This window comes from Chitinophaga tropicalis (assembly GCF_009758205.1).
Taxonomy (GTDB): domain Bacteria; phylum Bacteroidota; class Bacteroidia; order Chitinophagales; family Chitinophagaceae; genus Chitinophaga; species Chitinophaga tropicalis.
In genome coordinates this window covers 678,523-691,967 of sequence record NZ_WRXN01000001.1, presented here as the reverse complement: position 1 = coordinate 691,967, position 13,445 = coordinate 678,523, and the positions used below count along the sequence as shown (strand labels likewise).

Here is a 13,445-nt window from a genome sequence, read left to right as displayed (position 1 = left end):
TTGAGTTTCTGGGACCTGCGGCCGGCCAGGAATTTAAACTACTTTTTCCTTACATTTACTCCCGTTTTACAGTCCTATAGGCCCTATATCATAAATGAGCAAATCAACTATGTTATATAGGATCCTGTTTTCTGTCGGAGCAATTGTTACCTTCCTATCGGCCTGCCGGAAAGAAAAGAGCATTGAATCGACACCTGAGCCACCTACTACCTGCGACTATGCGCCCTATACCCTGGGGTCTGCCTTCGAATACCTTTACATTAACAGCAATCATGACAGCGGTGCATACGTACTGAATGTTACCGGCGATACTGTATTGAACGGAGATCACTATTCCATTCTCAATGATGGTTCCGGGGAACAATATGTTCACTGCAGTAACGGCAATTATTTCCTGTATGAACCTGGTATGTCTGTTCCGGATTACGAACTGGAGGCAGGGGCAAGACTATACCTCAGAGATAATCAGCCTGTTGGTTCCAAATGGACGGATACCGTCAACTTTGTATTGTCAGGAGTGGAACAAAGAGGCTTGTTACAGTATGAGATAGAAGCAAAAAATCCTTCTATGACCGTGCTGGGCAAAGAATACAAGGATATTGTCCGTGTAAGGCAGGATGCTGCGGTCCTGGTGGGGGAAGTACCTTTTCCTGTGGGAACTATAGGGACTTACTATTATGCGAGGGGTATCGGGTATATAGAAACAGACTCTCCTACAGATACGATAAGATTGAGAGATTATGATATTAAATAAGTAGTTTTTGAGAGCGCTTTTTTGGCCTGCGGCCGGCTAAAAAATTAAAAACTGGTGCAGGAGCTTTAATACTGGTCCCATATTTTAGTCAGGAAGCTTTCTACTGTGCGTCTCACATTGGTTGCACTATTATTATGATTATTTACCAGTACACTGAATACCAGTGTTTTCTTCTTTTTTGTGATCAGATACCCACTTAATGCTACGCAGCCTGACAATGTTCCTGTTTTGGCATGTACGAACTGCTGCCGGTAATAGTTCTTCAGTGTGCCTTTACCACCTGTGGGGAATATGGCAAACAGCCTTTCCTGAGGATAGCTTTTATACATATCTGAGAGTACGCTCACAAAGTCACGGGGCGTAAAAAGATTGTAGCGCGACAAGCCTGAGCCATCTACCCAGCGTGGTGTATCAGGTAGTTTTGCCAGGTAGCTGCTTTCCATGAATTCAATGGTCTTCTTTGTGCTGATAGTGTCCCACAGGCGGGCAGCAACCATCATCAGTGTCTGTTCTGCAAAGAAGTTATCGCTTCGGTGCATCATGGTAACAAAGAGAGAATCTGCCGGGATGCCGGGAAGGATCTTAAAGTCTGTGGCATTCAGGGGAACAAAGTTATGTTCCACACTTACGGCTTTATGCAGGGTATCCTGCAGCCTTGCTGCCAGATCGTTTGTATTGCCGGTAATGAAGGGCACTTCTGCTTCCTGCAGGCTGGCATCTTTGCCGTTATATGCCAGGGAGAAGCGGTTGCTGTACTCTTCTCTTTCCGGCAGCAGCTCTTCCAGCTTATCATCCCTGCGGTAAGAGAAGTGGGCAGTATCGTTAAAGCGCCGGGGCGTAATGATAGTAGTATCTCCATGGTGCCGGATACGGGCTACATTGCCATATATGGGCCATTCATTTAATTCCGGCTGATAGTAATCCTGGTAATCATTCCATGCCCATCCATAACCGAAGCGTTTATTTTCTGTTGCTGCCGGCACAATGCTTATCTGTTTGCCGGTTGACTGCAATAGCTGCCAGGCTGGCTGGAAGGTATAGTCAGGATGCAGGAAAGACGGATCGGCGGTTCCTTTTACATATAATACAGAATCTGTCTGCAGGTAGCGCAGGGCCGGCAGGGAGTCTCCCAGCAGCCGTAACCCGGTGTAGAGGGTAAAGATCTTGGTGTTGGAGGCGGGGGTAAAATACCTGTCATCCTGGTAGCGGTACCAGTATTTTCCTGTTGCAGGCTCATAGATGCAGATGCCTGTATGCGCCTGTCTGAGTGCAGTGCTGTTCAGCAGTTCACTTTCCGCCCACCTGGTGATCTGGCCATGCTGGGCAAATACAACCTGTTGCAGTGTCAGCAACAGTCCACACAACAAAGCTACGCGTATTGATCTCATATTACCTATAAGCAGGAGGCCCCTTCCGGAGCCTCCTTTTTAAATGAACGATATCTCAATATACAGCGCATCAGCTAAAATATCTAGTAATGCCTGGTTTTGCGTAAGCATAGTTACCATCTGCATCGGGCACAACAGGAGGCTGTGCATCGAATGCGTAGGTGGCCGGCTGCAGGTTAATACCGGAGAGCAGTGCTTTGTCAAACGGAATGACCTGGCCGGAATAAGTGGCCATGCGGCCAATGATAGCTGTCAGCGTTGTTTTGGCAGCCCTTTCGGCATCCCAGAATTTATATTCGCCTTTTGAAATAGCGGCAAACAGTTCATCATGTTCTGCCTGGTAAGGCTGATTTTCTTTGGTCTTGTCAAACTGGTATAACACTTTTCCTTTATGGTTCTGGATCAGTCCACGGTCGCAGATGATCCTGCCCTTCAGTCCCACTATCTCTTCATCTACGCGGCTGGCGCTGTCTTTCCAGTGGCGGCATTGGCTGTTCATCACCACGCCGTTACCGTAGCGGTATTCCACATAGTGGTGGTCGAAGATCTCGCCGGTATCTTTCCCGGTGCGTACTGCGCGGCCCCCCATACCTGTAGCGGTTACGGGATAGTCGTTCATGAACCAGTTACCTACATCTATATTATGAATATGCTGTTCTACGATATGATCTCCGCAGAGCCAGTTGAAGTAATACCAGTTGCGCATCTGGTATTCCATTTCAGTATACTCCGGTTTGCGGGGTTTTATCCACAGGGATCCCTGGTTCCACCATACCTGCATGGAAACAACATCACCAATGATACCGTCTTTAAATCGTTTATACAGTTCGCGGTAAGAGGCCTGGTACCTGCGTTGCAGTCCTACTACTACGTTCAGCTTTTTACTTTTGGCTATTTCTGCAGCGTCAAGTACTTTTTTGATTCCCGCAGGGTCTGTTGCTACGGGTTTTTCCATGAAGACGTGTTTGCCCTGTTTCACGGCTTCTTCAAAGTGTATAGGTCTGAATCCGGGCGGTGTGGCCAGGATCACGACATCTGCCAGGGCTATAGCTTTCTGGTAGGCGTCAAACCCAACAAATTTATGTTCTGGTTTTACGTTAACGCGGGAGGCTTTATCTGCCAGCTCTTCCTTAATACCGTTATAGCTGTTTTCCAGCCTGTCAGCAAAAGCATCCGCCATTGCCACCAGCTGTACGTTGGCTTTGGTGTTGAGCGCCTGTACGGCAGCTCCGGTACCGCGGCCGCCACAGCCCACCAGCGCTATTTTTATTACGTTGTCTGCTCCGGAAAAGAAGTTGGCCTGAGAGAGTACCGGCATTGCCAGCATGCCGCCAGCCAGCATAGAGGACTGTTTAACAAAGTCCCTGCGGCTTTGTCCGTGGAAATCTTTTGATTCTTCCTGTTGCATGATAGAAGTTTTTTAATGTTAATTGTGTAGGGGGAATATTGAAACCTGGTTTTAATTATCTCGCTCCTTTATATTTATCTATTACTTCTTCAAAGAAAAGCGTTGCTTCTTCCTTTGTTGGTTGTTTCAGCGGCCGTACCAGCCGGAAGCCAACAAACGGCGCATCGGCGTTCCACCAGAAGCTTTTAGGGATCTGAGGATCTCTTTTGTTCCAGTTGATGTCTGATTTCAGGCGGCTGGCGCTGCGTAATGCTTCTGCTGCGTCCTGGTAATTGCCGCCTTTAATGGTGCGGGGTGTTTTTGCGGTTGGTTTGTTCCACGGATCGGTATCTGCTGCATGCTGCAGGTACTGATCGTCGTACTGGTCCAGCGTCCATTCCGCTACGTTGCCCAGCATGTCATACAGGCCCCAGGCATTGGGTTTCAGCTCTCCCACTTTGTGATATTTGTTATCACTGTTCCCGGCAAACCAGGCATAGTCTTTCAGCTGGGAGGCGTCATTTCCAAAGGGGTAAGCGGTGGTTGTTCCTGCGCGGCAGGCATACTCCCATTCCGCTTCTGTTGGCAGGCGGTAAAATACGCCGGTTTTGGCGTATAGCCAGCGGCAATACATCAGCGCTCCATACTGGCTCATACTGTTGGCGGGATATCCGCCCATTTTTCCCATGCCAAGGGTAAGGTCAATGTAGGGAGGGCTGGGACGGGTCATGCCATCGGGAACAGGGGTCTTGTCTTTTTCAGGATCGGAATAGACATCGTACTGTTCGAAGGTGACTTCATTCGCTCCCATCCAGAAAGCGGCGATCTTCACTTTTTTCTGAGGCCCTTCATTTTCTTTCCTGCCTTTTTCCCCGGCAGGGCTACCCAGGGTCACTTCTCCTGCGGGTATGGGTACCATTCTGAAGGTAAGGTCCGTTCCCGGCAGTTTTTCGGCATACGCAGTAAAGGGCGGGGAGGCAGATCCCTGTCCGAACGCTGTATCAGCCAGCATAGTTCCAAGCAGCAACGCCAATAGTCTGTTTTTCATAACAATAATTAATAGATTTTCCGGAAAGAGATTTTGATAATGTGGTGAATTTATTAAATCCAGTTTGGGAATGCAATGTTTTTAACACTTTTCATGCGTGTAATGCCTGAATTGAGCTTGCAATCCAATCAAAAACCTGCTACTTTTAATTATTCATGCACTCAACCCTTTAATTAACGTTATGGAAAGAAGACAATTTCTTCAGCAGGGTACCCTGGCGGGTCTCTCTACCCTGGCATTTGGCAGCGCAGCCGCTGCACAGCAAAACCCTTCTCCGGAACAGACAGGTAAGACTTTCAATCTGAACTATGCCCCACATGACGGTATGTTCAAAAACAACGGAGGCAATGATATTCTTGACCAGATAAAGTTCATGCATGACCAGGGCTTCCGCGCCATAGAAGATAATGGCATGATGAAGCGGGAACCGGCCATGCAGGAAAAGATAGGCAACCTGCTGAGCAAGCTGGGTATGCAGATGGGCGTATTTGTGATAGACGCCGGAGATAACTGGAAGGTATCTCTCGCCACCGGCAAACAGGAATTTAAAGACAACTTCGTTAACATATGCACAAAGGCGCTGGAAACGGCTAAACGCGTTAACGCCAGATGGGCTACGGTTGTACCCGGTTATTTTGAGCGCAACCTGCCTATAGGTATACAAACCGCCAATGTGATAGAAGCCCTACGCATGGGTTCTGCTATCCTGGAGAAACAGGGCCTGATCATGGTGCTGGAACCGCTGAGTGACAACCCTGATCTTTTCCTCCGCACGGCAGAACAGAGCTATATGGTCTGCAAGGCGGTGAACAGTCCCAGCTGTAAGATACTATATGATATCTACCACATGCAGCGTAATACCGGTAACCTTATACCGGTAATGGACATGTGCTGGGATGAAATTGCCTACATCCAGATAGGAGATAATCCCGGCCGTAAGGAACCGACTACGGGCGAGATCAATTATAAGAACATCTTCAAACATCTGCATAAAAAAGGATTCAAGGGAGTATTGGGTATGGAGCATGGGAATGCTTTTCCGGGGAAAGAGGGGGAAATGGCTTTGATTAAGGCGTATAGGGAGAGTGATGATTTCCTGTGATGCAGGGATGAAAGAATTGCTCAAAAAATTGCTTTCGCCTTCGGCGAAAGCAATTTTTTGAGACGGGTTTTAACCGGCCTCCGGCCGGTGGGATTGATTTTTATTATATTTATTACCTTCCCTGAAAATTATCGCTATGAATTTTCTCCTCCGGCTGCTTGTTACAGCACTGGCTGCAATGCTCACCGCATATGTTCTTCCTGGTGTACGGATCAAGGATTTTATTACTGCGCTTGTGCTTGCACTGGTATTGGCTATCTTAAACATGCTGGTAAAACCTGTTTTGGTAATCCTGACCCTTCCGGCTACTATTCTGACGCTGGGGTTGTTCCTGCTGGTGATCAACGCCATTATTATCCTGCTGGCATCGAAGCTCGTTTCCGGCTTTAAAGTAGATGGTTTCTTCTGGGCATTGATATTCAGCCTGGTGCTGACTATTGTAAGTGGTATAATGCATAGCCTGGCAGGTACAGGCGCTGATGATTGATATTTTACACAATGTATTTTGATCGTGCACATATCAGTGACGAGGCCTTGCTGACTTTTTACAAAACCCTTCTTTACCCGCGGCTGGTCGAAGAAAAAATGTTGTTGTTACTGCGACAGGGCAAAATCACGAAATGGTTTTCCGGCATTGGCCAGGAAGCTATTGCCGTAGGCGCTACGCTGGCGCTGGAGGCAGATGAGTGGATATTGCCCCTGCACCGTAACCTGGGAGTGTTCACTGCCAGGCAAATGCCTTTACAGCGGCTGTTCCACCAATGGCAGGGCAGTTCGCTGGGATATAGCAAAGGCAGGGAACGCTCCTTTCATTTTGGCAGCAGGGCGCATCACATATGTGGTATGATCTCTCACCTGGGCCCTCAGCTTTCTGTTGCAGACGGTATTGCCCTGGCGCATAAACTGAATGCAGAACAGAAGGTCTCTCTTGTATTTACCGGCGAAGGGGGCACCAGTGAAGGAGAGTTTCACGAAGCTCTCAATGTGGCTTCAGTATGGGGGCTGCCGGTCATTTTCCTGATAGAAAATAACGGGTACGGGCTCAGTACCCCTGTTTCTGAACAGTACCATTGTGAACAGCTGGTGCAACGTGCAGCAGGATATGGTATGCGGGGAATGCGCATTAACGGCAATAACCTGCTGGAAGTTTATCATGCCGTCAAAGAAGCTAAAGGTTACGCCCTGCAGGAGCAGCAGCCTGTCCTGATAGAGGCGATGACCTTCCGTATGCGGGGGCATGAGGAAGCCAGCGGTACCAAATACATCCCTCCTGCCCTGCTGGAAGAATGGGCTAAGGAAGATCCGGTAAAGCATTTTGAATCTTTCCTGCAATACCTTCATCTGCTGGATGACGAGAGGATAAATACTATCCGGGAGGCAATACGGCAGGAAATAGACAGGGATATAACCACTGCCCTGGCAGAACCGGCCATGCCGGTCAGCATTGCTGAAGAGCTAAATGACATCTATGCTCCGGCTCCACCGCCGGTAGCAGCATCTGCTCCGGTTACGGAGAAACGTTTCATCAATGCTATTTCTGATGGCCTGCGCCAGGCTATGGAACAACATCCTAACCTGGTGCTTATGGGACAGGATATTGCGGAATATGGCGGGGCTTTTAAGATCACTGAAGGTTTTACAGCTCAGTTCGGGAAAGAGCGGGTAAGAAATACGCCGCTTTGTGAAAGCGCTATTGTGGGTGCGGGACTTGGGCTGTCTATTATGGGATATAAGAGTATGATAGAAATGCAGTTTGCAGATTTTGTGACCTGCGGTTTCAACCAGATAGTTAATAATCTTGCGAAGATATATTACCGCTGGGGGCAGCATGCCGATGTGGTGATACGTCTGCCCGCAGGGGCTGGTGTGGGTGCGGGGCCGTTCCATTCACAGAGTAATGAGGCATGGTTCACTCATGTACCTGGTCTTAAAGTAGTTTACCCTTCCACGCCTGAGGATGCGAAGGGCTTACTGCTGGCGGCTTTTGCAGATCCTAACCCGGTATTGTATTTTGAGCATAAAGCGCTTTACCGGAGTATTAGCGGGCCGGTGCCTGATAGTTATTATACGACGGAAATAGGGAAAGCAAGAGTGGTACAGGAGGGTGATGAGATATGTATCATTACCTATGGCAGCGGGGTGCATTGGGCGCTGGAATATGTGCAGCAGCATCCTGAGTTGTCTGTTTATATCCTGGACCTGCGTACGCTGCTTCCGTTGGATTATGATGCTATCAGGATTGCTGTGGCGGCTACGGGGAAAGTGCTGGTGTTGCATGAGGATAGTTTGACCGGTGGGTTGGGTGGAGAGATTGCGGCGTGGATAGCGCAGCATTGTTTTCAGATGCTGGATGCGCCGGTGATAAGGTGTGCGGGGTTAGATACGCCTGTGCCTTTTGCTGCGGGGCTGGAAAAGAATTTTCTGGCTAAGACGAGGTTGCATAGGGATGTACAGCAGTTGGTAGATTATTAAGTGGCCGGCAGAGACAGAGACAAACTGTTGGGATTTTTAAACATAATGCCCTAACTTGCGTCCCGGATCATTAAACATTCTTTTTATGTTGCTTGAAGTAATCAATAACGTAGAAACTACTGAATTCTACAGGGCTGGAGATAAATTTGCTCACTATCTGACTTATGGCGTTATTATCCTGTTTGCAGCGATGTTCCTGTACGCAGCCATCAGATACGCTAAACGCTAATAACTAACTATTTACGATATTCAAAAGCAGCGCTACGGTAGTGGTGCTGCTTTTTTATTGTACCTTTGCAGCATGGATCAGTTGCCCGGAAGAGTGTATACCTTCCACTTTATCATGCTATGTCTCAGCAATGCGTTGTTCTCTGCCAGCTTTAATATGTTGCTCCCTGAATTGCCTGCCTACCTTACCCAAATGGGCGGCGAAGATTATAAAGGCTACATACTGGCTCTCTTTACCCTGATGGCGGGTTTGTCAAGGCCCTTCAGCGGAAAACTTACAGATACTATAGGGCGTGTGCCTGTAATGGTTTTCGGGTCTGTAATATGTGTTGTGTGCAGCCTGTTGTATCCTTTGGTGAGTTCTGTAGGCGCTTTTCTTCTGCTCCGTTTCTTTCATGGATTTTCTACCGGCTTCAAGCCTACCGGCACTGCCGCTTATGTTTCTGATATTGTACCTGCCCACCGCCGTGCGGAGGCAATGGGGATGGTTGGATTGTTCAGTACTATAGGGCTGGCTATTGGTCCGGCTATTGGCGGACAGATCACGCATATATGGAATATCCATGTCATGTTCCAGGTATCTGCCGCGTTTGCCCTTCTTTCTGTTGTGATCCTGTTAGGAGGTATGAAAGAAACGCTGGCAGATAAACAGGGCTTCAGCTTTTCTGCACTTAAAATATCAAGGCATGAGATCTTTGAGCCGCTGGTGCTGGCCCCGGTCATCATCACCTTCCTGACCTATCTCAGCTATGGCGTACTGTTCACTATCATACCGGATTTCAGTACCTACCTGGGTATTCAGAATAAGGGATTGTTCTTTACTTTCTTTACAGCGGCATCTATAGGCATACGTTTACTGGCAGGAAAGGTATCTGATAAGCACGGCAGGGTGCCGGTGCTGAAGATATCTGCTATTACCATGGCGCTGGCGGTATTTATCCTGGCCATTGCCAGTACACCGGCTATGATGCTGACAGCTGCCGTTATTTACGGTATTTCCGTAGGATTGAATTCTCCTGCTATTACTGCCTGGACGGTTGACCTGGGGCATCCCCAGTTTAAAGGAAGGGCGCTGGCTACTATGTATATTTCTATGGAGGCTGGTATAGGCCTGGGCGCTTATCTTTCCGCCTTCATTTATCATAATGATGCGAGATACTTCCCGATCACATTCTATGCTACTGCTTTTGTAACCCTGCTGGCTGCTTTTTACCTGTTGTTTATTTATCATAACCGCAGGTTGCAGGTGATGTGGCGGTTTGTGCAGATGCGGGTACCTATAAGGAGGTTTTTTCATTAAAAAGAAATTGCACAAAAAAACGCTTTTGCCTTCGGCAAAAGCGTTTTTTTGTATAGTGTGTCCGCTGCGCGGGGCTGGGAATGTTTTGTGACAGACGCAGAGCTGGTTGTGACAAACGCGGCTAAAAATATAATTATAGCTGCTCGTATAAAGCGCGCAGTTTTTCGCGGGTCATGATCTCTTTCCAGTCTTTACCCAATGCGTTTTCCCAAAGTGGCGCCATTCCCAACGATACATCGATCATCTTATTGAACTGTTCGTCAGTCAGGTCTTTGGTGATATGCTGCGGAATTTCGATGTTGTGTTTTTTCACCATCTGCTTAAACTCCTTCACTCCTTCCGGGTAATATTCTTCCAGTTTGTCAAATACGATACAGTTACCGATGCCGTGTTTGGTGCCGAGCAGGTAAGACAGTCCGTAGCTCACTGCGTGGGCTACACCCACCTGGGAGTAGGCGATGCTCATACCACCGGCGTAGGAGGCCATCATCAGTTTCTCATCAGCATCGTCATCCCACTTGTCTTTGTGCAGGAAGATCTCCTGGCAGAGGCGCAGCGCTTCTTCGCCGTAAGAGCGGCTGAAGGCGTTGAGGTAAGTGCCCTGCAGGGATTCGATACAGTGAATGTAACAGTCCATCGCTGTATAGAACTGCTGATTTACAGGAGCGCCTTTGATCAGGTCAGGGTCCAGCACTATCTGGTCAAACGGGGTGAAGTCAGAGTTCATTCCCAGTTTGCGGGTAGGGCCGGTAAGTACGCAGGTGCGGCTTACTTCAGCGCCGGTACCGGAGAGAGTAGGAATACCTACTTTGTATACGCCGGCTACTTTTACGAGGTCCCATCCCTGGTAGTCGGCCGAGGAGCCGGGGTTTGTCATCATCAGGGCTACGGCTTTGGCCATATCCATTACGGAGCCGCCGCCAATGCCGATAATACCGCTTACTTCGCCAAATTCTGCTTTCAGTTCATCGCGAACTTTATCTACATATTTGGTCTTGGGTTCGTCGGTTACATCTATGTAAACGATCTTGTCTTTTCCACGCAGGGGGATACGTGCCGCAAAAGCAGGTTTATCCTGGAAAAAATGGTCTGTAAAGAAGATCATGGGAGCATCGCCTTTACGGCGGGGCGCCAGTATTTCGTCAAGCTGGTCAAACGCACCGCGGCCAAATACCACATAGTCGACCATTTTAAAGTTCCTGAATTTCATTGCTGTTTGTTAGAATTATTTGTGTTGCCCCGGTTTTCTCAAACCGGGGCAATACTGAATTATTTAATGTTTTGCAGGAATTGTTCTGCTTTCAGCAGGTCTTCCGGCGTATCTATCTCCACGCCCATATATTCTGTGACTACCATTTTGAGCGGGATACCATTTTCCAGGTAGCGCAGGCATTCTATCTTTTCTGCGGCTTCCAGCGGACTTACAGGCATTTGTGTAAAGTCCAGCAGGGTTTGCCTGCGAAATGCATAGATACCAATATGTTCATAGTAGACAGATCTTACCTGTTTGTCCCGCGGGTATGGAATAACAGAACGGGAGAAGAAGAGCGCATTGAAGTGTTTATCTACTGCTACTTTTACGTAGTTGGGATCTTCAATGGCTTTCCAGTCTTTGAGTTCCTGCATGAGGGAGGCTACCTGTACCTGTTTGCCGGCTTCGCCATCAAACACCTGCAGGAGTTTTTCCAGGGGTGCTTTCTGGGTGAAGGGTTCATCGCCCTGTACATTCACTACGATATCCACATCTGTTCTGCCGGCTACGGCTTCGGCAATACGGTCAGTGCCGCACTCATGTTCCTTTTGGCTCATGACGGCTTTACCACCGTTGTTTACTATTTCGTTGTAGATGATCTCGCTGTCACATACCACCATTACCTCGTCAAAGACGCCTGTTTTTACGGTGTTATCGTAAGTATGCCGTATTACAGTTTTTCCTCCCAGGTTAGCCATCAGTTTTGAAGGAAAACGGGTGGCGCCTAAACGGGCGGGGATCAGGGCTATTTTCTTCATGTTGTCTGATTATAACGCACTTTTTACGGCATTCGCCAGTTTTTCTGCACGCTGTTGTACTTCTTCATCGCTCCAGCCCAGGTTGATGGGGGTGCAGATACAACGGCTCATCAGCGCGTCTGAAACAGGGAATTGTTTCACTTTATACAGTTCCATGGCCTGTTGCAGTCCGGGAGCAAAGCGGGAAAGTACGGCGCTCTGTTTAAAGTGTTCCCAGTTGCGGATGTAGTGCCAGTTGTTATCAAAGTAGTAGAAGGTGGCCAGTCCGGCGGCTTTCATTGCGGCTGCGGCGGCGCGTGCCTGTGATTCTTCCGGCAGGAAGAAGCCGAGGAATGTGGCGCTGTCTCCGTCAGCGTCTGGCAGGCGGCGGAAAGTTACTCCGGGAATGGCTGCCAGTGCGTCTTTGAAGATCTTTTTGGTTTTGCGCTGTATTTCCAGGAAGGTATCCAGCTTGCGTACCTGTGCCAGGCCAACTGCGGCATGCAGTTCGGAGATGCGGTAGTTGTACCCGATGTAAGGGTGCAGGTCAGCTCCGCGGTCTACGCCGAGGTGGTCATGACCATGGTCTGCGTAGGCGTCACATTTAAGATATACGTCTTTGTCGTTTGTGACGATGGCGCCGCCTTCTGCGCAGGTGATCGTTTTTACGAAATCGAAGGAGAAGGTGCCGGCATGACCAATAGTGCCCAGCGCTTTACCTTTATAGGTAGCGCCGAATGACTGGCAGGCGTCTTCAAGTAATATCAGGTTGTGTTTATCGCAGATTGCTTTCAGTGCGTCCAGGTCTGCCATGGCGCCGCACATGTGTACGGGCATAATGGCTTTGGTGCGGGGGGTGATTGCTGCTTCCACGGCTTTAGGGTCCAGTGTGAGCGTATCATCCACGTCCACCAGTACGGGGGTAGCTCCTACAGAGAAGATACATTCGAAGCTAGCCACAAATGTAAAAGTAGGCATGATCACCTCATCTCCGGCGCCGATACCTAATGCGGCCATTGCTGTTGTAAGTGCAGCAGTACCGCTGGATACCAGGTGGGTATGGGCAACATTCAGTTTCTGAGATATGGCCTGTTCCAGCTCTTTTGCTTTCCAGATGCCTTTACGCGGGCCATCAAAGCCATAACGCATAAAAATGCCTGTTTCCAGCACATCATTTATTTCTTTGCGTTCTTCCGGGCCAAAAAATTCATATCCGGGCATAAGTTGTTGATTTTTGCAAAGGTAGTATAATCGCATTGCCCTGCATCAGAAAAACTATTTATCTTTTACTAAAAATTAACATGCGTTTTGTATTGTCTTTTATTCTCTTGATGGCCCCCCTGGCCATGCTACGGGCCCAACAGCCGCAGTCTGCCATCAGTGCGTTGCTGGCAAAGCAGACTGCTGCCTGGAATGCGGGTAACCTGGAAGAGTTCATGTCTACCTACTGGCAGTCAGATTCCCTGATCTTTATAGGCAAGAGAGGTCCTACATATGGCTGGCAGGCTACGCTGGATAATTATAAGCGTTCCTATCCGGATACAACTGCCATGGGCAAGTTAAATTTCAATATACTGGAAATGAAGCCCCTGGCTACCGGGTTGTACTTTATTGTAGGCAAATGGCATCTGCAGCGGTCTATTGGCGACCTGGAGGGACATTTTACGCTGCTGATCAAACAGATCGGGGGCAGCTGGAAGATCATTGCCGACCATAGTAGTTAAAAAAAAACCATCCCATGAATGGGACGGCCTGCTATACACCACAACATTAAAGA

General features: G+C 48.5%; 13 protein-coding genes. 7 read left to right on the top strand and 6 right to left on the bottom strand.

Translation table 11 applies throughout. From position 1 onward, the window contains the following. The first annotated feature begins 109 nt into the window (after window positions 1-109). Complete coding sequence (locus tag GO493_RS02930) at window positions 110-754, top strand: hypothetical protein (protein WP_157304610.1); 645 nt, start codon at window positions 110-112, stop codon at window positions 752-754. Window positions 755-819: 65 nt separating this feature from the next. On the opposite strand, the gene GO493_RS02925 is transcribed toward GO493_RS02930, so the two are convergent. The 3 genes from GO493_RS02925 to GO493_RS02915 all read right to left on the bottom strand — a co-directional run bounded on the left by GO493_RS02925 (window position 820) and on the right by GO493_RS02915 (window position 4,577). Then, window positions 820-2,142 carry a D-alanyl-D-alanine carboxypeptidase/D-alanyl-D-alanine-endopeptidase gene (locus GO493_RS02925; RefSeq protein WP_157304609.1) on the bottom strand — a complete coding sequence of 441 codons (1,323 nt, stop codon included), beginning with the start codon at window positions 2,140-2,142 and terminating at the stop codon, window positions 820-822. A 70-nt stretch (window positions 2,143-2,212) separates the two neighbouring features. Then, the gene (locus tag GO493_RS02920; RefSeq protein WP_157304608.1) at window positions 2,213-3,550 is read right to left on the bottom strand and encodes a Gfo/Idh/MocA family protein; all 1,338 of its coding nucleotides are present in this window, start codon (window positions 3,548-3,550) and stop codon (window positions 2,213-2,215) included. 55 nt (window positions 3,551-3,605) lie between these two features. Further along, a complete protein-coding gene (locus tag GO493_RS02915; protein WP_157304607.1) occupies window positions 3,606-4,577 on the bottom strand; it encodes a formylglycine-generating enzyme family protein in 972 nt (323 codons plus the stop codon). Window positions 4,578-4,758: 181 nt separating this feature from the next. On the opposite strand from GO493_RS02915, the gene GO493_RS02910 reads away from it, so the two are divergent. The 5 genes from GO493_RS02910 (at window position 4,759) to GO493_RS02890 (ending at window position 9,679) form a co-directional block, all read left to right on the top strand. Further along, window positions 4,759-5,679 (top strand): hydroxypyruvate isomerase family protein, encoded by a 921-nt coding sequence (locus GO493_RS02910; RefSeq protein WP_157304606.1) that lies wholly within the window; start codon window positions 4,759-4,761, stop codon window positions 5,677-5,679. 136 nt (window positions 5,680-5,815) lie between these two features. Continuing rightward, on the top strand, window positions 5,816-6,166 hold the full coding sequence (locus GO493_RS02905) for a phage holin family protein (protein WP_157304605.1): 351 nt from the start codon (window positions 5,816-5,818) through the stop codon (window positions 6,164-6,166). Window positions 6,167-6,177: 11 nt separating this feature from the next. Next, window positions 6,178-8,151, top strand: coding sequence for an alpha-ketoacid dehydrogenase subunit alpha/beta (locus GO493_RS02900; protein WP_157304604.1), 1,974 nt, complete (start codon window positions 6,178-6,180; stop codon window positions 8,149-8,151). Window positions 8,152-8,236: 85 nt separating this feature from the next. Further along, window positions 8,237-8,380, top strand: a complete 144-nt coding sequence (locus GO493_RS02895) for a hypothetical protein (protein ID WP_157304603.1) — start codon at window positions 8,237-8,239, stop codon at window positions 8,378-8,380. Between the two features lie 72 nt (window positions 8,381-8,452). Next, on the top strand, window positions 8,453-9,679 hold the full coding sequence (locus GO493_RS02890; protein WP_157304602.1) for an MFS transporter: 1,227 nt from the start codon (window positions 8,453-8,455) through the stop codon (window positions 9,677-9,679). A gap of 133 nt (window positions 9,680-9,812) precedes the next feature. Here GO493_RS02890 and GO493_RS02885 read toward each other — a convergent pair whose 3' ends face one another. From GO493_RS02885 to GO493_RS02875, 3 genes are read right to left on the bottom strand one after another with little or no spacing between them, the layout of a single operon-like run. Beyond that, entirely contained in the window at window positions 9,813-10,889 is a 1,077-nt protein-coding gene (locus tag GO493_RS02885; protein ID WP_157304601.1) for an iron-containing alcohol dehydrogenase family protein, read from the bottom strand. A gap of 59 nt (window positions 10,890-10,948) precedes the next feature. Further along, complete coding sequence (kdsB, locus tag GO493_RS02880) at window positions 10,949-11,689, bottom strand: 3-deoxy-manno-octulosonate cytidylyltransferase (protein ID WP_157304600.1); 741 nt, start codon at window positions 11,687-11,689, stop codon at window positions 10,949-10,951. 9 nt (window positions 11,690-11,698) lie between these two features. Continuing rightward, window positions 11,699-12,889 (bottom strand): DegT/DnrJ/EryC1/StrS family aminotransferase, encoded by a 1,191-nt coding sequence (locus GO493_RS02875; RefSeq protein WP_157304599.1) that lies wholly within the window; start codon window positions 12,887-12,889, stop codon window positions 11,699-11,701. A gap of 80 nt (window positions 12,890-12,969) precedes the next feature. Between GO493_RS02875 and GO493_RS02870 the strand changes: the two genes are divergently transcribed. After that, window positions 12,970-13,392 (top strand): YybH family protein, encoded by a 423-nt coding sequence (locus GO493_RS02870; RefSeq protein WP_157304598.1) that lies wholly within the window; start codon window positions 12,970-12,972, stop codon window positions 13,390-13,392. Window positions 13,393-13,445: the final 53 nt, after the last annotated feature.

Coding starts and splice junctions, on each gene's coding strand:
- GO493_RS02930 (WP_157304610.1), top strand. CDS start 110: ATGTTATATAGGATCCTGTTTTCTGTCGGAGCAATTGTTACCTTCCTA.
- GO493_RS02925 (WP_157304609.1), bottom strand. CDS start 2,142: ATGAGATCAATACGCGTAGCTTTGTTGTGTGGACTGTTGCTGACACTG.
- GO493_RS02920 (WP_157304608.1), bottom strand. CDS start 3,550: ATGCAACAGGAAGAATCAAAAGATTTCCACGGACAAAGCCGCAGGGAC.
- GO493_RS02915 (WP_157304607.1), bottom strand. CDS start 4,577: ATGAAAAACAGACTATTGGCGTTGCTGCTTGGAACTATGCTGGCTGAT.
- GO493_RS02910 (WP_157304606.1), top strand. CDS start 4,759: ATGGAAAGAAGACAATTTCTTCAGCAGGGTACCCTGGCGGGTCTCTCT.
- GO493_RS02905 (WP_157304605.1), top strand. CDS start 5,816: ATGAATTTTCTCCTCCGGCTGCTTGTTACAGCACTGGCTGCAATGCTC.
- GO493_RS02900 (WP_157304604.1), top strand. CDS start 6,178: ATGTATTTTGATCGTGCACATATCAGTGACGAGGCCTTGCTGACTTTT.
- GO493_RS02895 (WP_157304603.1), top strand. CDS start 8,237: ATGTTGCTTGAAGTAATCAATAACGTAGAAACTACTGAATTCTACAGG.
- GO493_RS02890 (WP_157304602.1), top strand. CDS start 8,453: ATGGATCAGTTGCCCGGAAGAGTGTATACCTTCCACTTTATCATGCTA.
- GO493_RS02885 (WP_157304601.1), bottom strand. CDS start 10,889: ATGAAATTCAGGAACTTTAAAATGGTCGACTATGTGGTATTTGGCCGC.
- kdsB (WP_157304600.1), bottom strand. CDS start 11,689: ATGAAGAAAATAGCCCTGATCCCCGCCCGTTTAGGCGCCACCCGTTTT.
- GO493_RS02875 (WP_157304599.1), bottom strand. CDS start 12,889: ATGCCCGGATATGAATTTTTTGGCCCGGAAGAACGCAAAGAAATAAAT.
- GO493_RS02870 (WP_157304598.1), top strand. CDS start 12,970: ATGCGTTTTGTATTGTCTTTTATTCTCTTGATGGCCCCCCTGGCCATG.